At 45.9% G+C, this 22,005-nt stretch carries 21 protein-coding genes and 1 pseudogene; 10 read left to right on the top strand and 12 right to left on the bottom strand.

Annotated features, from left to right (window positions below):
• Positions 1 to 88 precede the first annotated feature (88 nt).
• Both RIG27_RS12755 and RIG27_RS12750 read left to right on the top strand, forming a co-directional pair.
• Positions 89 to 640 (top strand): hypothetical protein, encoded by a 552-nt coding sequence (locus tag RIG27_RS12755; protein ID WP_446345631.1) that lies wholly within the window; start codon positions 89 to 91, stop codon positions 638 to 640.
• A gap of 106 nt (positions 641 to 746) precedes the next feature.
• The gene (locus tag RIG27_RS12750) at positions 747 to 1,616 is read left to right on the top strand and encodes a sugar kinase (protein WP_446343407.1); all 870 of its coding nucleotides are present in this window, start codon (positions 747 to 749) and stop codon (positions 1,614 to 1,616) included.
• Here the strand turns inward: RIG27_RS12750 and RIG27_RS12745 are convergent.
• Positions 1,600 to 1,872, bottom strand: coding sequence for a hypothetical protein (locus RIG27_RS12745; protein WP_446343405.1), 273 nt, complete (start codon positions 1,870 to 1,872; stop codon positions 1,600 to 1,602). The genes RIG27_RS12750 and RIG27_RS12745 overlap by 17 nt on opposite strands.
• Positions 1,873 to 2,225: 353 nt before the next feature.
• The gene (locus RIG27_RS12740; protein WP_446345629.1) at positions 2,226 to 2,522 is read right to left on the bottom strand and encodes a hypothetical protein; all 297 of its coding nucleotides are present in this window, start codon (positions 2,520 to 2,522) and stop codon (positions 2,226 to 2,228) included.
• Positions 2,523 to 2,556: 34 nt separating this feature from the next.
• Between RIG27_RS12740 and lhgO the strand changes: the two genes are divergently transcribed.
• A complete protein-coding gene (gene lhgO, locus RIG27_RS12735) occupies positions 2,557 to 3,747 on the top strand; it encodes an L-2-hydroxyglutarate oxidase (RefSeq protein WP_446345627.1) in 1,191 nt (396 codons plus the stop codon).
• A gap of 807 nt (positions 3,748 to 4,554) precedes the next feature.
• On the opposite strand, the gene RIG27_RS12730 is transcribed toward lhgO, so the two are convergent.
• Together RIG27_RS12730 and xth are read right to left on the bottom strand one after the other, a co-directional pair.
• Positions 4,555 to 5,430 carry an SDR family oxidoreductase gene (locus tag RIG27_RS12730; RefSeq protein ID WP_446345625.1) on the bottom strand — a complete coding sequence of 292 codons (876 nt, stop codon included), beginning with the start codon at positions 5,428 to 5,430 and terminating at the stop codon, positions 4,555 to 4,557.
• Positions 5,431 to 5,629: 199 nt separating this feature from the next.
• Positions 5,630 to 6,424 carry an exodeoxyribonuclease III gene (gene xth, locus RIG27_RS12725; RefSeq protein WP_446345623.1) on the bottom strand — a complete coding sequence of 265 codons (795 nt, stop codon included), beginning with the start codon at positions 6,422 to 6,424 and terminating at the stop codon, positions 5,630 to 5,632.
• Positions 6,425 to 6,501: 77 nt separating this feature from the next.
• Here xth and RIG27_RS12720 point away from each other — a divergent pair, with 77 nt between their 5' ends.
• Entirely contained in the window at positions 6,502 to 6,645 is a 144-nt protein-coding gene (locus RIG27_RS12720; protein WP_446345621.1) for a hypothetical protein, read from the top strand.
• Positions 6,646 to 6,683: 38 nt separating this feature from the next.
• On the opposite strand, the pseudogene RIG27_RS12715 reads toward RIG27_RS12720, so the two are convergent.
• The 7 genes and pseudogenes from RIG27_RS12715 to RIG27_RS12685 all read right to left on the bottom strand — a co-directional run.
• A pseudogene (locus tag RIG27_RS12715) lies at positions 6,684 to 7,604 on the bottom strand (tetratricopeptide repeat protein); the annotation flags it as partial.
• 109 nt (positions 7,605 to 7,713) lie between these two features.
• Positions 7,714 to 8,346 (bottom strand): cytochrome c oxidase subunit 3, encoded by a 633-nt coding sequence (locus tag RIG27_RS12710; protein WP_446345619.1) that lies wholly within the window; start codon positions 8,344 to 8,346, stop codon positions 7,714 to 7,716.
• 64 nt (positions 8,347 to 8,410) lie between these two features.
• On the bottom strand, positions 8,411 to 10,096 hold the full coding sequence (gene ctaD / locus RIG27_RS12705; RefSeq protein WP_446345617.1) for a cytochrome c oxidase subunit I: 1,686 nt from the start codon (positions 10,094 to 10,096) through the stop codon (positions 8,411 to 8,413).
• Positions 10,097 to 10,162: 66 nt separating this feature from the next.
• A complete protein-coding gene (locus RIG27_RS12700) occupies positions 10,163 to 11,188 on the bottom strand; it encodes a cytochrome c oxidase subunit II (protein ID WP_446345615.1) in 1,026 nt (341 codons plus the stop codon).
• A gap of 263 nt (positions 11,189 to 11,451) precedes the next feature.
• Positions 11,452 to 11,649: a hypothetical protein gene (locus RIG27_RS12695; protein WP_446345614.1), complete on the bottom strand. Its 198-nt coding sequence runs from the start codon at positions 11,647 to 11,649 to the stop codon at positions 11,452 to 11,454.
• 44 nt (positions 11,650 to 11,693) lie between these two features.
• Complete coding sequence (locus tag RIG27_RS12690) at positions 11,694 to 15,494, bottom strand: hydantoinase B/oxoprolinase family protein (protein WP_446345612.1); 3,801 nt, start codon at positions 15,492 to 15,494, stop codon at positions 11,694 to 11,696.
• Between the two features lie 139 nt (positions 15,495 to 15,633).
• Positions 15,634 to 16,044, bottom strand: a complete 411-nt coding sequence (locus tag RIG27_RS12685) for a hypothetical protein (protein ID WP_446345610.1) — start codon at positions 16,042 to 16,044, stop codon at positions 15,634 to 15,636.
• Positions 16,045 to 16,291: 247 nt separating this feature from the next.
• Here RIG27_RS12685 and RIG27_RS12680 point away from each other — a divergent pair, with 247 nt between their 5' ends.
• The 6 genes from RIG27_RS12680 to RIG27_RS12655 all read left to right on the top strand — a co-directional run bounded on the left by RIG27_RS12680 (position 16,292) and on the right by RIG27_RS12655 (position 21,664).
• The gene (locus tag RIG27_RS12680; RefSeq protein WP_446345608.1) at positions 16,292 to 16,528 is read left to right on the top strand and encodes a helix-turn-helix transcriptional regulator; all 237 of its coding nucleotides are present in this window, start codon (positions 16,292 to 16,294) and stop codon (positions 16,526 to 16,528) included.
• A 220-nt stretch (positions 16,529 to 16,748) separates the two neighbouring features.
• Positions 16,749 to 16,943, top strand: coding sequence for a hypothetical protein (locus tag RIG27_RS12675; protein ID WP_446342746.1), 195 nt, complete (start codon positions 16,749 to 16,751; stop codon positions 16,941 to 16,943).
• 330 nt (positions 16,944 to 17,273) lie between these two features.
• Positions 17,274 to 17,486: a hypothetical protein gene (locus RIG27_RS12670; RefSeq protein WP_446345606.1), complete on the top strand. Its 213-nt coding sequence runs from the start codon at positions 17,274 to 17,276 to the stop codon at positions 17,484 to 17,486.
• Between the two features lie 12 nt (positions 17,487 to 17,498).
• On the top strand, positions 17,499 to 18,110 hold the full coding sequence (locus RIG27_RS12665; RefSeq protein WP_446345604.1) for a hypothetical protein: 612 nt from the start codon (positions 17,499 to 17,501) through the stop codon (positions 18,108 to 18,110).
• Between the two features lie 342 nt (positions 18,111 to 18,452).
• A complete protein-coding gene (locus RIG27_RS12660) occupies positions 18,453 to 21,134 on the top strand; it encodes an AAA-like domain-containing protein (protein ID WP_446345602.1) in 2,682 nt (893 codons plus the stop codon).
• A gap of 266 nt (positions 21,135 to 21,400) precedes the next feature.
• The gene (locus RIG27_RS12655) at positions 21,401 to 21,664 is read left to right on the top strand and encodes a ParB N-terminal domain-containing protein (RefSeq protein ID WP_446342754.1); all 264 of its coding nucleotides are present in this window, start codon (positions 21,401 to 21,403) and stop codon (positions 21,662 to 21,664) included.
• A 156-nt stretch (positions 21,665 to 21,820) separates the two neighbouring features.
• Here the strand turns inward: RIG27_RS12655 and RIG27_RS12650 are convergent.
• On the bottom strand, positions 21,821 to 22,005 hold a 185-nt coding region (locus tag RIG27_RS12650), incomplete at its 5' end, for a hypothetical protein (RefSeq protein WP_446345600.1).

Below are 22,005 nucleotides of genomic sequence, written 5' to 3'. Positions count from 1 at the left end.
CTTACTTAAGTTTCTAGCGAAGACAGCGCAACTACGAACCAGCCAACACTATTTTGTCTGCCATGCTACAGTTCAAGTATAGGGTTCTGTGAAGAGTGTCAAAGCTATGTTCAGTCAATTAGGGGTATTTAAAATTTGCTTTATCGGGATTTCTCCACTTCTGTTCATTACACCAACAGCAACGGCTCAACGCAATTCTGCACCAATACCGTCCTTAGTTCCTCTAGAAACAGAATTATTAGAACCCGATACTATCCTACCCCCCAACATAGTTACAGCCAATACAATATCCCAGCAAAACATTACAATTCCTAGCCTTTGGTGGGCAGAAGAGCAGTTTGATGAATTTGGCGGTAAATTGCTCGTGAACTGGCTCGCTTACCAAGATAAACAACGGGTTGATTTGGTGGTTAGCCGTCAACCTTGGACACTGCTCAACTATTTAGAACGATACAGCTTTATTAATCATTTCGGAACGGTTGCTAGAGACTATAACTACAATGTCAGAGTCTTCAATGACCGAGCCGAACCCTTAGCTACCTATACTTGTGATTATATGACTTCAGGGCTACCCTCTTGTGAGGTTTTGATATTTGAGGGTTTGGGACCTGCGGGTTTACCTGTGCAACGAATTCCCTGAATGGGAAATTAGGAAGATGAGGGAGATAGGGGAGATCAGCATTGATGCGATATCGAGTCAAGCCTTATGATTATCGGGTTACCCGATAGTTCTCAAAAGATAGTCAATGGCAAACAATGGGCTTTTTGTTGGCATGGTAACATTAGATCTGGTTTACCTTAGCCCTAAGCTACCTGGTCAAAATGAAAAAATTGCCGCTTGTGACTATACCGTGGCGGCTGGAGGTCCAGCGACAAACGCAGCGGTCACGTTTAGTTATTTAGGCGATCGCGCGACAATCTTAGGGGTAGTGGGAACTCACCCGATTACACCCCTGATCCGTTCTGATTTGCACGATCAGGGAGTAACGCTGGCTGATTTAGATCCGACAGCCACGAGTCCCCCTCCGATTTCTTCAATTATTGTTACTCAAGGGAGTGGCGATCGCGCGGTGGTTTCGATTAATGCGGCGAAGATTCAAGCAGGAGTTGAGCAAGTACCGCCGCATATTGACAGGGATATTACGATTGTGATGATTGATGGTCATCAAATGGCAGTGAGTCATGCGATCGCACAATCGGCAAAATCCCGTCAGATTCCAGTTGTCCTCGATGGAGGGAGTTGGAAACCTGGATTAGAAAATCTTTTGCCCTTTGTCGATTATGCCGTTTGCTCGGCGAATTTTTATCCCCCAGACTGTGAAACTCACCAAGACGCGATCGCTTATCTTCGCGCCGCTGGAATTCCCCACATTGCAATTACCCATGGGGAAAAACCAATTGAGTATTTCTCCAGTGGAACATCGGGTCAATTATCAGTACCTTGTGTTGATGCGGTTGATACATTGGGAGCTGGTGATGTTTTTCATGGGGCATTCTGTCACTCTATCCTTAAGCATACCTTTACTGACGCCCTAGCCGCTTCAGCAAACGTTGCTGCCCACTCTTGTCAATTTTTTGGCACTCGCCAGTGGATGGCGTCTAATGGTTCAGCATGAAGTTAGCGATTTGTAAAGGTGACTCTGAACAAGAACAACACGGCTGTGCTGAAATCTCATTAACCATTTGCATTCGTCCCTTGCGAAACGCCCGCAGCAGTCTATCAATGGATTCTCTCTCTTCCTCCGTGATCGAGTCTTCTAAGATGGCTGCCATGAGTCCATATCGATCAGCTAGTGTAATTTTGCCTGAACAACTGACTTGAGCAAATAAATCCGCGATCGCACCCGGTATAAGTTGGACTTGAAGTTTCATGTTACTCCGCATAAATTCAACCCTTATACTATGAGATAGTTACTCTCGATCTAAAGTGATTGAGATTTTATCTGATTAGTGATTAACGTCAAATATTAAAGTAATTCAAGTCTACTTAGTAACGTGACCACGTTCGGATTTTAGTGTAACCAAAACGCTATTAATTTGTGATTAAAATTAGTTTAATTGAGTGAGATATATCACAAAATTATCAATGGTAACTGTAAAACTAAATTCGGCTTGACTGCCAACACGAACCTATAAATTAAGAGACGTTCCTTAACATTAAGAAACGTCTCCACGGGTGAGGCAACCATTTTAAATTTTCTAAGATATGTATCTTAGTGAGACAATTAAGTGAGAGTAAGCTGTTCGGCATTCAAACCTTTAGGTAAAGTTAGCCCCTGACCAATGACGAATGACCAATGACGAATGACCAATGACGAATGACCAATGACCAATGACCAATGACCAATGACCAATGACCAATGACCAATGACCAATGACCAATGACCAATGACCAATGACCAATGACCAATGACGAATGACCAATGACCAATGACCAATGACCAATGACGAATGACCAATGACGAATGACCAATGACCAATGACCAATGACCAATGACGAATGACCAATGACCAATGACCAATGACCAATGACCAATGACCAATGACCAATGACCAATGACTCAATATAATTTTACAATTATCGGTGGCGGAATAGTTGGCTTGTCTACGGCCTTAGCAATCGGACAACGCTACCCTGACTGTAAGATTTTAGTCCTGGAAAAAGAGAACTCTTGGGCATATCACCAGACGGGCAATAATAGCGGTGTCATTCATTCGGGGATTTATTATAAACCGGGCAGTTTTAAAGCAAAATTTGCCCGTGAAGGGAACCTGTCTATGGTCAGATTTTGTCAGGAACATGGGATTCCTCATGATGTCTGTGGCAAAGTGATTGTGGCGACAGAATCTGAGGAATTACCGTTGCTGGATAATCTCTATCAACGGGGATTAGAGAATGGGTTAACGGTGAAGCGAATTAGTCCGGAAGAGGTGGCAGAAATTGAACCTCATATCCGTTCTGTTGGTGGAATTCGGGTTGCGGCGACGGGGATTGTCGATTATCGGCAAGTGTGTGAGAAATATGTGGAATTAATTACCGCCCAAGGGGGAGAACTGCGATTAAATACCACGGTGCAAAATCTGCGGGAAACGTCTGACGGTTTAGTTGTAGAAACCAATCAAGGTGAATTTGAGACGCGGATGGCGATTAACTGTGCTGGATTGCAGAGCGATCGCGTGGTGAAATTGGGTCAGATGCAGCCTCCAGCTAAGATTATACCGTTTCGGGGGGAGTATTACGAACTGAAGCCGGAAAAGCGATATCTGGTAAACCATCTAATTTATCCGGTTCCTAATCCTAATTTTCCCTTTTTAGGCGTGCATTTTACCCGGATGATTGATGGTGGGATTCATGCGGGTCCAAATGCGGTGCTGAGTTTTAAGCGAGAAGGGTATAAAAAGACGGATTTTGACTGGGGAGATTTTGTCGAGATTATCACGTTTCCGGGGTGTTGGAAATTGGCACAAAGTTATTGGAAAATCGGTGTGGAAGAAATTATTCGTTCCTTTAGTAAAGCTGCATTTGTTCGCAGTTTGCAACGGCTGATTCCGGAGATTCAATCTGATGATTTAATGCCCACTCATGCAGGCGTTCGCGCCCAAGCGTTGATGGAGAATGGTCAATTAGTGGATGATTTTCTGATTGTCGAAGGACATAAAACGCTGCATGTCTGTAATGCGCCCTCTCCAGCGGCTACCGCTTCCCTGGAAATTGGACGTGCGATCGCGGATCGGGTTAAGTTTTGAGTGTAGTGAGTGGCGTGGCAATTTGATGAATTAGAACCGTAGGGGCGCACTGACGTGCATCCGTGTCAACTTAAGGTAGAAAATCAATGCTGGTAAGGTTTAAAGCTGTGTCTATCTACTTCTCGACATTTCCCCCTCATCCCCTAACCCCAACTCCGGACCCCCCTCGTTCCCCCCTGCTGCTACAAGAGGGGGGAGGACTAAGGATGCTTCGCTTTTTTTGCACGGGAGAAGGGGTTGAGCTTAAGTTGACACCAATGACTAACGTGCGCCCTATTCCATGGTCAAATCTAGGTAGGGGCGACCCGCCGTATTCAATTCACATCACCAAACCCTTAATTCTATCGGGTCGCCCTGTATCAAGTATCAAGAATTATCTGACACCACCTACCTTTGGACAAGGGCGAGTCGAGATAGGTTAATTCTCACACCGCCTAAGATGTGCAGCGAGGAGCCCCTACCACGGCGATAATCCCCAAAATGGCGATAATCCCGACAATTCCAGGGAAACACCGCCCGGTATCGGTAATTATCGGTCAACGGAGAACCCACCCCTGATATTCACACCCCTGTAGGGGCGACCCGCCGCATACAATTAACAACACCCAACCCTGAATCGACTCGGGTCGCCCCCCGCTAGGTATTGGGAATTACATATTTGACACTGCTTACCTTTGGACAAGGGCGAGTCGAGATAGGTTAATTCTCACAGCGCATACGATGTGCAGCGACTCGCCCCTACAGAAGAAAACCTAAGACAATCTAGGGCTAAAGCCCTTACTACGAACGAAGGAATGAAATGAATCCTTATGTTACTAAATACCGCTTAATAAAATGTTCTAGAGATTCCATTTGCAAATTGTAGACTGATTCAATCTCAGTAATTTGTTCTGTCGTACAGAAGAACTCATTTGTGATTAAGGTTCGTAGCGTATTTAACCCACTACTGACACTGGGATTAACAAATTCTAATGCCGTTTTTACCCCATCAAAGACAAATAAGGGCGGATTAATAATAATCGGTTCCCGATTAAACACACGACCAAAAATATGAGGAATCTCTTCCCGTTGCAGAATATCGGGTCCCCCTACCGGAAATATTTGATTGTGGGCGGCTTCCAGGCTAATTGAATCAACTGCAATTTTGGCTAAATCATCGGTACTGACAATTGATGAACGATGCTTGGGATTCCCGTTGAGCAAATAAACCCCCGTTTCACGAAATCGCTCCGCTAATGGTAAAAGATTAGAGGTAAAACCTGAAGGGCGAAGAATCGTATAGGTGATATCACTCCTTTGTAAATACTTTTCCGTGGCTCGTTTTGCCTTAAACACAGGCGCATTTTCATACTCTCGTTCTGCACCTAACACTGAAATATAGACAAATTGCTTAATTCCCAGCAGTTTTGCCTGATCAATCAACTCTCGATTAGCCCGATAATCGATTGCTTGAGCATCACCTGCGGAACCATGGGCGCTAATAATATAATCCACTCCCTGACAGGCTTTTTCGATGTCTTTATCATCGCGCAAATCCCCAATAAATATCTCCGCACCTCGGTTTTCTAATTCCTTGTAATTCGAGGATAACCGAACAAATGCCCGCACAGGTAATTCCTGTTCCCGTAACACCCGAACAATCCGGCGTCCTAATCCTCCAGTAGCACCTGTGACTAAATACATAAAAACCTCCTTTACCTATTTTATGGGTTAATATAAAGGGCGACCCCTCACCCCCAGCCCCTCTCCCACGCCGGGGAGAGGGGAGTAAGAGAATCCTTACTTTTGTCCTTAAGTTAACACTAAGAGCAAGCGGGTCACCTCTACAGATTTTTTATTACCAAATGTCGCTTTTACAGATTTTCTATGTTTGCCATTCATCTTAACTCTTAAACTCAACAATCACTGGCGCATGATCGCTGGGTTTCTCCAGTTTTCTAGGTTCTACGTCAATCCTACAACTTGTTGCGGATTCATACAGCTTTGGCGTCAGATAATGATGGTCAATCCGCCACCCTCGATTGCGGCTAAACCCACCATGGCGATAATCCCACCAGCTAAAATGACCCCCGTCTTGAGTAAACTTACGAAATGCATCCCCTAAGCCTAGCGCCAACACCTCCTCTAAGGCTTGGCGTTCTGCTGGAGATGCCATAATATGCTTGTCTTTATTCTTGGGATTATGAATATCTCGGTCATCGGGAGCAATGTTAAAATCTCCACAGATACAGAGTTCATGAGATTGAGTCTCTAAGAGCGATCGCACATATTCCCGTAACAGTTTCAACCAGCGCAATTTATACTCATACTTCTCACTTCCCACCTCAGAACCATTGGGAACATAGAGATTAATAATCCGAACGCCATCCAGGATACCTGTAATCACCCGCTTTTGCCCGTCCAATTCTCCCACCTCTTCCGGCGTCAACACTCCCGTAAACCCCATACTCACTGCATCTAAAGGTTTACGGCTAAACAGTGCCACTCCGTTATAGGATTTTTGCCCCGACACATAGAGATGATAGCCTAAGTCTTCAAAGCGCGATCGCGGAAATTGATCATCAACGACTTTGGTTTCTTGCAAACACAGCACATCTACAGGATTGGTGGTTAACCACTGACAGACATGATCTTGGCGGGTGCGAATTGAGTTAACATTCCAGGTAGCGATTTTCATAATATTGTCTATATTTATTTAACTCGCGAGGGGGTTGGGGGTCTCCACCTTTATGACAGCGATGCTGTTGTCAGACTTTGCTCTGGCTGGGTTTCGTCTATGTCATTGCCGTTTTAATCGCCCTGTTGAAACTGGTGCAATATCTCAGTAAACTCCTTTTACCCGTGGTGCTGTTGACATTTGGTCAATGTAGAACTGATAGTAATCTTGGACTGTGGTGAAGTAAGAGGTACGCAGGTTGGGATTAGTCACCTGAATGTTTTTCTCCCAACGAGTCGTAGACAGCTTCAATATTATAGAGAATCCTGGCTTCTCCCCCTCTATCTCCCACCGCCCGAAATATGGGCAGGGCTTGGTTGTAGAATTCCAATGCCTGCTGAAATTCTCCCAATGAGTAGTAGACAGCCCCAATATTATTGAGAGTCCTGGCTTCTCCCCCTTTATCTCCCACCGCCTGAAATAGGGGCAGGGCTTGGTTGTAGAATTCCAATGCCTGTTGCTGTTCTCCCAATGAGGAGTAGACAGCCCCAATAGTATTGAGAGTGTCAGCTTCCCCCCCTCTATCTCCCACCGCCTGAAATAGGGGCAGAGCTTGGTTGTAGTATTCCAATGCCTGCTCAAATTCTCCCAATGAGGAGTAGACAGCCCCAATATTATTGAGAGTGATAGCTTCCCACCATCTATTTCCCACCGCCCGATATAGGGACAGGACTTGGTTGTAGAATTTCAATGCTTGCTGAAATTCTCCCAATGATTTGTAGGCTGTGCCGATACTATAGAGAGTGATGGCTTCCCCCCCTCTATCTCCCACCGCCCTTCTTAGAGACAGGGCTTGGTTGTAGTATTCCAATGCTTGCTGAAATTCTCCCAATGATTCGTAGGCTGTGCCAATGAAAAAGAGAGATACAGCTTCTAAACGTTGATCACCCGCTTGACGATAAAGTATGACTGCTTGTTCAAATTTAGGAATTGCCTGTCGCCGTGATTCGGCTGTTCCTTGTTGCGAAAGTTCAACGGCTTCGTTAAAAATTTGTTCAGCCGCATCAGAGTTAGCCGTCTGTTGGGCTATCCTCGGAGATATTGGCTCAACAGTTGTGGCTAAGGATTGTGTGCCTAAGAGTAGACTGGTTATCCCTGATAGTAAAATGATTGGAATTAACCCTAAACATCTGTGTTTCACAATAGAACTTTATCTAGATTAATTAAGTATTTTTACGGTTAAATAAATAAGTTGTTCGGCTTTAACGGCGTTTTAGTAGAGACGCGCCATGGCGCGTCTCTACATAGGCTTAAAACAGCGTCAGGATGTAAAGCAGGGTAAACAGAATAATCCAGATAATATCGACAAAATGCCAATAAATTTCTGCCATTTCAATGCCAACATGCTTGGTTTCACCGTAATGTCCGGGACGACGCGATCGCCACAAGACGCCGAGAATCAGTAAAACCCCGATAGTGACGTGCAATCCGTGGAATCCAGTCATCAAATAAAAGCAGTTAGCAAACACATTAGTAGTCAGACCATATCCCAATGTGAGATATTCATACACCTGACCGCCTAAGAAAATGACACCCATAATCGCGGTAATGATATACCACAATCGCATCCCGGAGAGATTATTCTTTTTAATCGCCACATCTCCGTTATGGATGACAAAACTACTCGACACCAGAATAATTGTGTTAATCGTCGGCAACAAGAGTTCCACCTCTGTGCCTTCGGGAGGCCAGGTTGCGGATACGCCTCGATAGATTAAGTACGAGGCAAACATCCCACCAAACATCAAGGATTCAGAGGCGAGAAAGACGATTAGCCCCAAAACCCGATAATCGGGATGTTCCTCATGTGCCGCCACCGCCCCTTCAGCTGAGGCTTCTGAGGTAGAGGAGACTTGATATTCGTCGATGGTTGAACCTTGCATACTATTTTCCTAACTATCGCCATCTACACGTAGAGACGCGCCATGGCGCGTCTCTACATTAACCTTACTTCGCTTCTACAACCGGTTCCCCCGATGTCGGCGCATTGGGATTGAGTCCTTTACCATTGCGACCATTCATGCCATAAGCATAAGGACCATGGGTTAATACAGGTAAGACTTCCCAATTTTCAATTTCTGGTGGCGAACTGGTTGTCCATTCCAGGGTCAAGGCATCCCAGGGATTATCACCCACCTTGGGTCCTGCAATCCAACTCCAGACCATATTAATCGCGAAGGGAACCACCGAGAATCCCAACAGAATCGCACCGAAGGTACACAGTTGATTAATGGCAGTGAATTGGGGGTCATACATTGCCACCCGTCGGGGCATTCCTTGTAATCCCAATTGATGCATCGGTAAAAAGGTAAGATTCGCACCAATAAAGGTAAGAACAAAGTGAACTTGTCCCCAGGTTTCGTTGTACATCCGACCGGTAATTTTGGGGAACCAGTGATACAGTCCAGCATAAATGCCAAACACGGAACCACCAAAGAGAACATAGTGGAAATGCGCCACGATGTAATAGGTATCGTGAACGTGAATATCAAAGGGTGCAGTTCCCAGAGTGACACCACTGAGTCCACCCAAGACAAACATCCCTAACAACCCGATCGCAAATAACATCGCTGAAGTGTAGCGGATTTTTCCCCGCCAGAGTGTCGCCACCCAGCTAAAGATTTTCACCCCCGTCGGGACTGCCACAATCAGCGTGGAGATGGTGAAAAACATCCGCATCCAGGGCGGTGTACCACTGGTAAACATGTGGTGTACCCAAACGAATAGACCGACGATACAGATGGCTAGGGATGAATACGCGATCGCTTTATAGCCAAAAATCGGTTTACGGGCGTGAACCGGCACCACTTCTGACATAATCCCGAAAATCGGCAGAATCATCAGATACACAGCCGGGTGGGAATAGAACCAGAATAGGTGCTGATACACCACTACATTCCCCCCAGACTCCGGGCGGAAAAAACTGGTACCGAAGTTGATATCAAATAGCAGCAGGGTCAATCCCGCCGCCAACACGGGCGTGGAAAACAGGGCTAATAGGGATGTGGCTAAAATCGCCCAACAGAACAACGGCATCTGATCCCAGCGCATACTGGGGACGCGCATTTTGAAGATGGTGATGATAAAGTTCACCGAACCCAAAATTGAGGAGGTTCCCACCAAGACGATGCTGAGAATCCACATGGATTGAGCGGTATTGGCAGTAATCAGGCTCAAGGGGGGGTAGGATGTCCACCCCGATTGAGCGCCGCCGAAAAAGAAACTACCCAATAGCAGCGCCCCTGCTGGGGGAACCAACCAAAACGCGATCGCATTCAGTTTCGGGAATGCCATATCTCTGGCACCAATCATCAGCGGAATCAGGTAGTTACCAAACCCGCCAATTGCTGCCGGAACGACCCAGAAAAAGATCATGATCGTGCCGTGATTGGTCAGAAAAGCGTTATACAGATTGGGATCAAGTAAATCAGAATCAGGGGTATACAGTTCAGCACGCATAGCGACTGCCATTAATCCCCCGATCAAATAAAACATGAACGAGGTAACCAGGTATTGAATCCCAATCACCTTATGGTCAACATTGAACGTGAAATAGTCATACCACTTCCATGCCGTTGGATGGGAGCTATGGGAAGAGGCTTGAGGTTGAGGTGCAGTTTCGGTTTGGGTCATCAGAATTTCTTGTGACAACTAAAGCAGCCTGTCCAGATGGACAACTGGAGTGTGATGGGCTTCTGTTTAGGATTCATGCATTGAGTGTAACTGGGTTAACGTTTTTTCATCAACGCCCAACTTAGTCATGTAGGGTTCCAGAAACTCGGACTCGGATAAATCAGCCGGGTTCACCGCCACGGTTTGATTCGGGTTTTGCTGCTGGGCAATCTGATGTTCCTCGAACCAAGCGTCATACTCTTCTTGGGTATGAACAATAAGCTGGGTTCGCATCGCGCCGTGGTAACCGCCGCAGAGTTCAGCACAAACCACCGGATAGGTTCCAGGTTTTGTGGCAACAAACCGCAGTTCCGTTGGTTGACCCGGAATCGCATCTTGTTTCAGGCGGAACTGAGGCACCCAGAAGGAGTGAATCACATCTTGGGCGGAGAGATTCAGTTGCACGTCTTTACCCACGGGAACATGGAGTTCACCAGCAACCACACCACTATCGGCATAGTTAAAGATCCAAGCAAACTGCAACCCAGTGACATTCACCACCAAGTCAGCCGCTTGTCCTTCCCGTTGTGGGGCTGCGCCAAAGCCGTATTTAGCGCCCTTGGATGCTGCTGCTTCATTGGACTCCATCCCCTCCGCATCAGCCACTAAAGGGGCTGCGATCGCACTTCCGGGCATACTTGCAATATGGGCTGGGGTATCAGCTTTAGCCACCAAGTGATGCGCGGGTTCAAAACCGCCCATATCTCGATAGACTTCGACGCTATAGATCCCCAGTCCAATCACGATAATGGCAGGAATGGCTGTCCAAAAGGCTTCTAAGGGCAAATTACCGATGATGGGTTCAGCATCTGTATCATCCCCCTCGCGTCGCCGAAAGCGAATCATGGCAACCACAATCGCGCCTTCAACGACCAAAAATAGGGCAGTGCCAATCGTCATCATCACGTCAAAAAAGTCATCGACTAACGGCGCTTGCTCTGATGCCTGTTCTGGCATCAAGCCGTGGTTTTGACCCACCCACAGACTGACTAGGGTGACAACCACACCAATCGTCAGCGTGACAATGGCAGTGGGTACTTTTTCTTTTTCCATCGCTTCTCTCCTTGCCAGCAGCTACTCTCCACCCAGGTTAGGTGAAGTCGCTGCCTGATTCTAGCTTGACTAGATCGATCCTAATTCACATTTCTTTATAGCGCTTGTTTTGGAGAAGGCAAGGGGTGAGGGGGTTCCGGGTGCAGGAGTGCTCCGGGTTTAGGGAATCAATTCAGCTAGTCACAGATAACCATCAAACAAAACCCGCCCTCCTCACAGATAACCATCGAAAAAAACCCGCCCACTCCTCCAGCGCAAGGCAATCAATTAATCCAAAACCGGACAACAAAACCGATTATATTTCTAACCGCGATCGCACTATCTAAACGGCATAAATAGGTGGGTGTCCAGCGTGCGCCAGGAACGAAATAATCAACAATTAATCGTTGCTGGGAAACCGTCACTTCTGGCGGATAACTTAAGCTGATAATCACCGTTTTTCGCAAGTCGTGCGGTTTCACCTGTTGGGCTGTTGACGCAGACGTGATCCCCTACGGTTTCCGGTTCATTCAGAACCACCAAATCCTCCACCCCCAGGCGTCTCAATCACAAACACATCTCCCGTATCCATTTCCACAACCGCCGTATTTCCTAATTCCTCAACCGTTCCATCCTGACGTTCCACATAATTTTTCCCCACAGCACCCGCTTTACCCCCCTGTAATCCAAAGGGTGCAACAACTCGATGTCCCGATAAAATTGCGGCTGTCATCGGTTGCAAAAACCGCATCCGTCGAATTACACCATTACCCCCACACTGTTTCCCCTTTCCACCACTATTTCCGCGAATGCCAAACTGTTCTAATACCACCGGAAACCGCCATTCTAAAACTTCTGGATCGGTTAAACGAGAATTGGTCATGTGGGTATGCACCGCATCCGCCCCATCAAACTCTATTCCAGCACCGGAACCGCCACAAATGGTTTCATAATATTGATAATTTTCATTGCCAAACGTAAAATTATTCATTGTTCCTTGAGATGCAGCCATTACCCCTAAAGCCCCATATAGCGCATCCGTAATCACCTGGGATGTTTCCACATTCCCCGCCACAACCGCCGCCGGATAACAAGGATTTAATAGACATCCTTCGGGAATAATAATATCTAGAGGTTTGAGACATCCAGCGTTCAATGGAATATCATCATCCACTAATGTACGGAAGACATAGAGAACCGCCGCTTTACACACCGCAGCTGGGGCATTAAAGTTATTGGATAACTGTGCCGATGTCCCAGTAAAATCAATCGTAGCGCGGCGACTTTTTCGGTCAATATCAATGGCAACTTGAATCTGTCCACCTGTATCTAAATTATAGGTAAAATTGCCATTTTTCAGCACATCAATCACCCGTCGCACAGACTCTTCGGCATTATTCTGGACGTGTCCCATATAAGCTTGTACGGTATCTAATCCCGACTGTTTCACCATCCGCCGCAACTCTTGCACGCCTTTTTCATTGGCAGCAATTTGGGCTTGTAAGTCGGCGATATTTTGAGTAATATTTCGCACTGGATACGTGCCAGATAGGAGTAATTCGGATAATTCTTTTTCGCGAAAACGTCCGGATTCTACTACCTTAAAATTATCGATTAATACCCCTTCTTCGTCTACGGTTGTACTATCCGGTGGCATGGAACCGGGGGTAATTCCACCAATATCCCCATGGTGTCCCCGTGAAGCGACGTAGAATAATGGCGACGGATTTTTATCCCCCCTTGCCCTGCTTTCAAAGGGGGGTTTATTTAAGTCAAGGGATGATGTCGTTGTAGATTTTGTCGAAGATTTGCTTGTTTGATCAATCGTATCGGTAATCCCGCTTTCGTCCAGAAAAACTGGGGTAATCACCGTGACATCAGGCAAGTGTGTCCCACCATTATAGGGATTATTAATCGCATAAACATCTCCCGGTTGGAGACTATCGCCATACGCCTCAATTAAACTGCGAACGCTTTCACTCATTGAACCCAAATGTACGGGAATATGAGGGGCATTAGCAACGAGTTGTCCTTGTCCGTCAAAAATAGCACAGGAAAAATCTAACCGTTCTTTAATATTAACCGAGTAACTGGTATTTTGCAGTGTGGTTCCCATTTGTTCGGCAATGGAACGGAATAAATTATTAAAGATTTCCAGAGTAACCGGATCAGGGTAGGAAAGTTCTGACTGTTGACTGTTGACTGTTGACTTTTTACTGTTGACTTTTGATTGCTGCGTTTTCTTTAAAATTAAATGATTCCGTTCGGTTACTTCGGCTTGCCAACCCGGTTCAATGACATTCGTTCCCGTTGTTTCAATAATTAATGCAGGCGCGGGAATAGAGTCTCCCGGTTGTAAATCGTCTCGTTTAAATACAGGGGTTTCGTGCCATGCATCGGCAGTATACATCTGCACCTTAGCGACAGGTTGCGGCGGTTCTGATCGGTGACGCTGAATCATGGGTTCTTCTGGCACATCCATTGGCTGGATCACTTCCACCGATACCGAGTCCACAATTAGGGCTTTTTCTTCCACAATAAACCCATATCGTTGCCGATGCGCTTCCTCAAATTGCTGCCGCATTTCAGCTACGCTACCGAAATCGAGAATTAATGGTGAGTCTGTCCCCTGATATTTCAAATGCACTTTGCAGATGACTTGACTATCAATTGGCGTGGATTCTCCTATATTTGTCGTCTCAATTTCCTCTTTTCCGCTGGCTATTAACTCGGTGAATATTTCCTCCAATGGGGCAATATCTGGTGTCCCTATAGACAGTAATTCCTCCGTTAATTTGGCTTCTACCGAACGTTCCCTCAAGGTTCGCACATCTGCCAATCCCATCCCGTAAGCCGATAATACGCCCGCATACGGATGAAGAAATACTTGTTTCATCCCCAAGGCATCAGCAATTAAGCAGGCGTGTTGTCCGCCAGCGCCGCCAAAGCAACATAAGGTATAGTTGGATACGTCATAACCTCGTTGTAAGGAGATTTTTTTGATTGCATTTGCCATTTTTTCAACGGCAATGGCTAAAAATCCGGCGGCGACGGCTTCGGGTGCGCGGTTATCGCCAATATCTGCCGCCAATTGACTAAATTTTTCTCGCACCACCTGGTCATTTAAGGGTAAATTGCCATCAAGTCCAAAGACTTTAGGAAAGAACTCTGGCTGCAATTTTCCTACCATGACATTGCAATCCGTTACTGTTAACGGACCTCCCTTGGAATACGAAGCGGGACCCGGATTTGCCCCCGCCGATTCGGGTCCCACGCGATACCGCGCCCCATCAAATTTCACGATTGAACCGCCGCCTGCTGCTACGGTATGAATGGACATCATGGGGGTGCGTAATCGGACTCCCGCAATCTCGGTTTCAAAGGTGCGTTCGTATTCCCCGTTGTAATGGGCGACATCGGTAGAAGTTCCGCCCATATCGAAACTGATAATCTGATTAAATCCGGCTAATTGACTGGTTTGTACTGCCCCGACAATACCTCCTGCTGGACCCGATAAAATACTGTCTTTTCCCTGAAATGTGCGGGCGTCTGTGAGTCCACCATTGGATTGCATGAACATTAATCGGATCGATTGTTGATTGTTGATTGATTGACTACTAATATCTCCGGCTAATTGACTAGAAACTTGGTTAACATACCGCCGCAGAATCGGGGATAAATAGGCATCGACAACAGTAGTGTCACCCCGACTAACTATTTTCATCAATGGTGTGACATCATGGGAAACTGAGATTTGAGTAAACCCGATCGCACTCGCTAGGTTGGCAAGTTCTTGTTCATGACTGGGATAGCGATAGCCATGCATTAAGACGATCGCACAACTGCGAATTCCGCGATCGTAAGCGGCTTGTAACTGCTGACGGGTGGCGTCTATCTGCACCGGAATTAATTCCTCGCCGTGGGCGCTGTAGCGTTCCTCGACTTCAATCACCCGTTCGTAAAGCATTTCTGGCAAGATAATCTCACGGGCAAATATATCGGGGCGGTTTTGATAGCCGATGCGGAGGGCATCGCGGAAGCCTTTGGTGATCATTAAAACAGTGCGATCGCCTTTTCTCTCTAGTAAGGCATTTGTGGCGACGGTTGTCCCCATTTTCACGGCGTCAATCTGTTCGGTGGGAATCGCTGCATCGGCGGAAAGTCCCATCACTTCGCGGATTCCCTGTACTGGCGCATCGGTGTAGCGATCGGGGTTTTCCGAGAGTAACTTGTGAATTACCAATTGCCCATCGGGGCGACGCGCCACAATGTCGGTAAATGTGCCGCCGCGATCAATCCAAAATTGCCAGCCGTTATTAGATGTCATCGGTCTATCCTTGATTAGATGTCATCGGTCTATTACTGATGCCCTACTGATAAGTAGTCGGACATAAATAAACCGAATTATATTAAGGAATGTAAAAAAATCTAAAGGTAGGGTGGTAGGTGGTAGGTGGTAGGGTGTGTTAGCGCAGCGTAACGCACCTTAACGCTACTTCTAAAGGTGGCGTGGTGAGGATGTCAATACTGAGTGTATACCAGCACCGCGTCCAAAAATTGGATAATAACGCGGCATCCTGGTGATTGTATTGCTTGTTATGGATTTTGCGATCGCGCTCAATCGCCAGCCACAATTGCTGTAGTTGTTGGCAGGTGGTGCAGTGTTGAATTTGACAGGCGATGGCGTTGAACCATTGGCGTAATTGGCGATAGCTGATGAATTGTCCACCTTTGTCGCGGCGATGGACAAAAACAATATATGCCCAAGATTCCACACGCACAATCAGATGTCTGGGGATTTTCAGGAGTCGGGCGATACTGCTGGGGCTGATCCGGAATTTCTGGGCGGGTTGGAGGCGGCGAAATAAAGGTGTCATGATGGCTTACCCTGTTGATTGATGGCAGCAATATCCGTGGCGACGCGATGAATTTCGGTCACTTGGGATTTTTTCGGCGAATCTTTGATTAAGATGAGACACTGAGAAGGAAAGACCAGCCAGCCACGCCCTATCTTGACGCAACTGTTTCAATCGTCTGGTCTTTTCTGTTGTCATCACATGTTATCGTGTCACGTTTACATGGCTTTTGTCAAGATGACATGTTGGCGTGACAAAAAGCAACGCTATGACCAAAAAACAGTCAAAAGAAGCTGAATCTCCATTAAAGATACTCAGAGAACGACTCAATTTAACTCAAGAGGAGTTAGCTAGACAGTGTCGCATTCCGTTGCGAACCTATGTGCGCTGGGAGACAGGTGAGGCGACTCCTCGACCGACGATTCCCCAAGTCAAAGCGTTATGTCGGGAGTTGGGCGTCTCGATTGAGGAATTGCCAGATGAATTTGGTCCGGTGCGAGAATGAAGCCCTGAAAGCCCTGAACTAAAGTACTCGAAGAGAAGCCGCTCCGCGTCTACGGGTTCAAAGATTTACCTATTCCTTGAAAACACGACTATTTGCCTTGAACTTAAATCTACTTAAATGCGCTTAAGCGTGTCAAGCCTTGCTTAAACAGAAGAGGCAACTGTAACGAATCTTGAAATGTTACCATTTAGGCGAAGTCGTTAATCATTCGTGAACTTGAGTGCCTAGAGCCAGCACTGCTATAGGGGTTAGTCCCGTTATTAAGGAACAAGTACAGAAACAGGCGCAATCAACCCGATTGACCCTGAAAGAGGTTATATATATGGGAATGCTGGCGATTGATGAACTCAGCGAACAGCGCCGCCAGGAATTAGCTGATAAAGTCCATCAGATGCAAATCAACGACGAAATTTGAGCTTTAGCGACACAGAGGTGAGAATTTCGCCAGGTATTGCTGTGGAGGATTCAGGATTAACTTAGCACGAGTGCGATCGCAAGCCACGAAAAGACCCCGATTAAACGACCGAGATCACTTTTCCCTCCACATCCAATTATGAGAGGTACGTGATATTACACAATAATTGCTCCAGCATCTCCTGTACAAGTGAAGGTGTAAACAGTCCCTAGGTAGGAGATAACAGGATACGAACACGCAATTGTTATATTAACAGATAATAGAAGAGTTCTGATTAATATGGGTTCTTACCAAGGAGGAGAGCTACCACCTAACACTAAAATACTACTAATGCACTCACACCCTGATGATCATCGCACGGGAATGGCAAAGTTTATCTCTGAGGATGATGTAAACGCTTTAGTGTACTTGAATCAACGTTACAGCTATATGGTCACAGTCGATGGAACAGTCTACTGTTTTACCAGGGATACAATTCCATGTAGTGTGGCAAGGATTGTCAGGGAACTTAAATACAGTGGATGGGTAAAACCAGAAACTTAAGAGGATGGAACTATGCCATTTTTTATTCAAAATGTAACAAAATGTGCTATCTGTAATCAGGTAATTGATAATTGTTATGATGCAGCACAACTCCCTTATATTCATCCAAAGGTCTCAAGCTCCCTGGCACAGTTAGCGAGAAGGTTTGTACATCGCTCATGTTGGCGAGAATGGAAAGACGTGAACTTATTTTCAACGGCAGCATTTAATCTAGCCAAACAGGTAAATTCTCACGACACCGCCCTCCAAATTGAGTTTGCCAGCGATGGATTAATTGTATTTTGGGTCGCGGCTATGAATAGCTATCGATTGCACGATTTCAAGTTACTTGTGACGATAGATATTCCTGTATCAGAAGCATTCAGAATGGGGAATCATATTGTTTCGGCGTTTTTGAAAAAGGATTTTCCCAGTATATTTTTAATTGGGGATTGTATCTGGAAAGCCAGACGCGATGATTCGGGAAATCTTGAATTCACTATAAAGGAAGGAGGGCAAATTGCCGATAAATTTATCGTTTCTATAGACAGACAGAGTTGCTGGGTAAATGCGATGAAAGAAATCATAGCGCAAGGAACTCAGAAGGTAGGCGAAATTCCGACAGTGAGTACATCGGGTTACTAGGATATCGGTCAAGAAACCAGGTTTCTTTGGGTCAAAGGTTGATATTGTATTGTCATTCTCACTCTTAACCAGGTTTCTAGGAATACTTGACCGGGGAAGCGGGGGAAGCAGGGGGAGGAAAAATTTAATTCAAGCTTATCCGAACAGTATTGAGGGGTACAATATGTCGTGTCCTTCCAGATGGTGGTTCAAGTGCATCTAGCATGGAATATTGTCGGCAAGACTTGGAAAAAGCTATTATAGCCCCTTAAAAATAGTTTACGCTGAGGGGTGTAACCCCTTTTTTTATTACTTCGCTCTACCCGGTTTCTACCGATGCAGCGTTTCGTCAGGGCATTGAATATGACTACCACCTTAGCCTATAACTACCAATTTGGCGGATGCCTACCCGCCGATTCCCCCACTTATGTGTGGCGACAGGCAGATGTTGAACTCTACAATGGGTTAAGGGCGGGGGATTTCTGCTATGTCCTCAACTCCCGACAGATGGGGAAATCTAGCTTGCGGGTGCAAACCATGCGCCGCTTACAAGGGGAAGGATTTGCTTGTGCGGCGATTGACCTGACTAAGATTGGTTGCCAACATCTCACCCCAGAGCAATGGTATGCTGGCTTAGTCCGTCGCTTGGTAATTAGTTTCAATCTGACCCAACAATTTAACTTGCGTCGATGGTGGCGCGATCGCGATTTACTTTCGCCCGTACAACGCTTCAGTGAGTTTATTGAACGCATCCTCCTCCCGGCGATTCCGCAACCGATTGTTATTTTTATTGATGAAATTGATACGGTTCTCAATTTAAACTTTCGCGTCGATGACTTTTTAGCGGCGATTCGCGCTTGTTATGATAGTCGTGCCGATCATCTCGCCTACCAACGCCTCACATTTGCCCTGTTAGGTGTCGCGACTCCCTCAGAGTTAATTCAAGATAAACATAGCACCCCGTTTAATATTGGTCGGGCAATTGAACTGACAGGCTTTGAATTAAATGAATGTTTACCCTTAGCCCAGGGATTAGCCACCCACGTTAACTATTCTCCCGCCATTATCCAGGAAATATTAACTTGGACAGGGGGTAAACCCTTTCTCACCCAAAAGCTGTGTCAGATTGTCCTGCACCAAGCCGAACTTTGGTTACCCACGAAGATTCCCCAAGATAAATCCCAAATTAGCGTGTGGATTGAACAGTTGGTGCGATCGCACATCATTGATAACTGGGAAGCCAACGATGAACCCGAACACCTAAAAACCATTCGCGATCGCCTATTACCCAACCGTGCCAGTACCCGTCAACTTTTAACACTCTACCAGCAAATTCTCGATCAGGGAGAAATCCCCGCCGATAATAGTCCAGAACAATGGGAATTGCGCCTATCAGGATTGGTAGTGAAACAGTCAATTGGGGAAAACTACGCCCAGCCTGTTCTGAGAGTCTATAACCGCATTTATTCCTCTATCTTTAATCAGAATTGGGTAACCAACGTCCTGAATAATCTGCCCCCGTATCACTCGGCGATGATGGCTTGGTTTGCCAGTGGGGGTCAGGATTCGTCTTATTTGTTGAACCGAAACCAATTACAACAAGCCTCAGTTTGGGCAAAAGGGAAACCCTTAAATCAAAAGGACTACCAATTCCTGAATGCGAGTCGTCAGCAGATTATCGCTAGTTCTGATCAAGGAAACTGCAACCCCCAGAAACAATTAGATACAACATCGACAAGAAAACCCTCTGCCCAACCTACCCCTCCAGACTTCTTACCAACGTCTCCGCCGCGTTCCTTGAGTGCCGACGAGCAGATATTATATGATCATTTACTCTATTGGGTACAACGAGAATCCCCCCAGCAACTCATCGAACGATTTGAACAACTATTTATTACCGCGAAAAACTACGCCGAACCCGACATTATCACTGCCTTCCACCGAATTATCCTCGCTAATCCCCGCCATCAAGACTTTACCCATATTCTCAATCGGTGCTGCCATATCCTGATCAACCGATGGCAAATGCAAGGCAACCAAGATTATGCGATCGCGCAATTGGTGGCATTATTTGAAAAAACCTTTCAACCGGGGACAATTAAAGCGACGTCGGGACTATCAAAGCGATTGCGACAACTCTTGCAAGTATTTACTCAAAGTGAAGACTTTCAAAGCCTAAAACGCTTGGTCAAAGTTGTTGATCACACCGCTGATGTCGATCGCCAAGACTCCAATCCCGCGTTAGGACAATTAATTTGTCGATACCCTTATTTATACACCCACGCCTTACTAAGTTCCGATAGTTCCTACGAACACCAGCAAACTATCCGCCACATTCAAACTCAACGTCAGTGGCAATTAGAAATGAACCTCTCTCAATATGTCACTTATCTAATCCGGCGAGTGCGACTGGCGTCCAGTAAAACACCCACCCCAGACACCACTTTGGTTCAACCTGTACCCAATCCGACTCTGTTAAGCGATCGCGAACTCTACTTCGCCCTGAAGCAATTTATGGGTAAAGTTGAAGGAGCTTACACTTACCGAGACTTAGCCCAACGTTTTCTCAAGCAAAGTAATCAAACGCGCTCTTATCGTGCTTTTAAAGCCGATTTATATGAATACCTAATAGCGGCAATTGAACCCACCTATGGTAAACATCAATTCAATCAGCGTTTAGCGCAACATCTCAAAAACACCTTACCGGATAGCGATCCTAAAAAAATAAACGACTTTTTATTGCTGAGAACCTGTAGTCAATTACTGAGTTTCTTAGTCAGCAGTCCTCAGCATCCCAATCACTATGTCTTTATTGATTTAATTTCTAATATGGGGTCAATCCGCACAACGGGATTATTGCTGAAAATTATTCTGCTGTGTGGCAAAGTTAAACCGGATTTAGAAAAGCGATTTTCAATTTTATTCAATCACTACGAATGTCAAACAATTAATGATATTTTTTGGTTGGTTCAATCTCTAGAAAATCTTAATGTTGCCTTTTTTGTCAATTTTGGCAATATGGATCTGTCTCGGATTCAAAAGTAATGGTCATTTGTCCTTTGTCCTTTGTCCTTTGTCGAAGAATTATGGTACTCCGTAGGGGCGGGTTTAGTCACATCTGGGTGAAAACCGTCCCGTTAATGGTAAAACCCGTCCCTACACACAGACGCGCCATGGCACGTCTCTACTCCCTCATCTCCCCCAGCTAGCTTCACTGCACCCCCCATACTCCATCTCTAAGTTGCAAGTCAAACTCGTAACGATTATGATTTAGTGGTAAACATTATAAGAGCAGAGGTGTTATTGGCACGATGGTAGAGGTTCGAGAAATTCCGCTACAGCAAATCCGCCGTCCCCTTCCCCGAGAAAACGACGCCAATAAGGTGCTGGAGTTGATGAAATCCATCCAGGAAGAAGGATTAAGAGAACCCATTGATGTACTCGAAGTTGATGGAGAGTATTACGGCTTCTCTGGGTGTCATAGATTTGAGGCACATCAGCGCCTAGGGAAAGAAACGATTAAATGCCGGGTTCGCCGCGCCCCTCGCGCCGTCTTGATGCGACATTTAGCCTGAGAAGCATCATTTTTATTTATTAGCCGAAAACAGTTCATACTTTAGGACGATTTGTAAGCGATCGCTAATTGTTTAAGATTGACATTGATTGTGCGAAAATAAAAGTAGTTCCAGATACCTTGGGCAACGGGATAAAGGGTGTAAGCTGTTCGGCATTTAAACCTTAATATCAAGAATTGGGAAATCCTTTTCGTATTTCGTAGTGTGAGCATCTTGCTCACTACATTGAGCATCTTGCTCACTACATTGAGCATCTTGCTCACTACATTGAGCATCTTGCTCACTACATTGAGCATCTTGCTCACTACATTGAGCATCTTGCTCACTACATTGAGCATCTT

The sequence above is a fragment of the Coleofasciculus sp. F4-SAH-05 genome (assembly GCF_040222985.1).
Taxonomy (GTDB): Bacteria; Cyanobacteriota; Cyanobacteriia; order Cyanobacteriales; family Coleofasciculaceae; genus Coleofasciculus; species Coleofasciculus chthonoplastes.
Note: the sequence above shows the minus strand (reverse complement) of the source record. Positions and strands in the feature narration are given on the sequence as shown.

Excerpts from the sequence above, each read along its gene's own strand:
- RIG27_RS12750 (WP_446343407.1), top strand. The coding sequence starts at position 747 with ATGGCAAACAATGGGCTTTTTGTTGGCATGGTAACATTAGATCTGGTT.
- RIG27_RS12680 (WP_446345608.1), top strand. The coding sequence starts at position 16,292 with ATGACCAAAAAACAGTCAAAAGAAGCTGAATCTCCATTAAAGATACTC.
- RIG27_RS12660 (WP_446345602.1), top strand. The coding sequence starts at position 18,453 with ATGACTACCACCTTAGCCTATAACTACCAATTTGGCGGATGCCTACCC.
- RIG27_RS12690 (WP_446345612.1), bottom strand. The coding sequence starts at position 15,494 with ATGACATCTAATAACGGCTGGCAATTTTGGATTGATCGCGGCGGCACA.
- lhgO (WP_446345627.1), top strand. The coding sequence starts at position 2,557 with ATGACTCAATATAATTTTACAATTATCGGTGGCGGAATAGTTGGCTTG.
- RIG27_RS12670 (WP_446345606.1), top strand. The coding sequence starts at position 17,274 with ATGCACTCACACCCTGATGATCATCGCACGGGAATGGCAAAGTTTATC.
- RIG27_RS12700 (WP_446345615.1), bottom strand. The coding sequence starts at position 11,188 with ATGGAAAAAGAAAAAGTACCCACTGCCATTGTCACGCTGACGATTGGT.
- xth (WP_446345623.1), bottom strand. The coding sequence starts at position 6,424 with ATGAAAATCGCTACCTGGAATGTTAACTCAATTCGCACCCGCCAAGAT.
- RIG27_RS12665 (WP_446345604.1), top strand. The coding sequence starts at position 17,499 with ATGCCATTTTTTATTCAAAATGTAACAAAATGTGCTATCTGTAATCAG.
- RIG27_RS12655 (WP_446342754.1), top strand. The coding sequence starts at position 21,401 with ATGGTAGAGGTTCGAGAAATTCCGCTACAGCAAATCCGCCGTCCCCTT.
- RIG27_RS12745 (WP_446343405.1), bottom strand. The coding sequence starts at position 1,872 with ATGAAACTTCAAGTCCAACTTATACCGGGTGCGATCGCGGATTTATTT.
- RIG27_RS12685 (WP_446345610.1), bottom strand. The coding sequence starts at position 16,044 with ATGACACCTTTATTTCGCCGCCTCCAACCCGCCCAGAAATTCCGGATC.
- RIG27_RS12730 (WP_446345625.1), bottom strand. The coding sequence starts at position 5,430 with ATGTATTTAGTCACAGGTGCTACTGGAGGATTAGGACGCCGGATTGTT.
- RIG27_RS12710 (WP_446345619.1), bottom strand. The coding sequence starts at position 8,346 with ATGCAAGGTTCAACCATCGACGAATATCAAGTCTCCTCTACCTCAGAA.
- ctaD (WP_446345617.1), bottom strand. The coding sequence starts at position 10,096 with ATGACCCAAACCGAAACTGCACCTCAACCTCAAGCCTCTTCCCATAGC.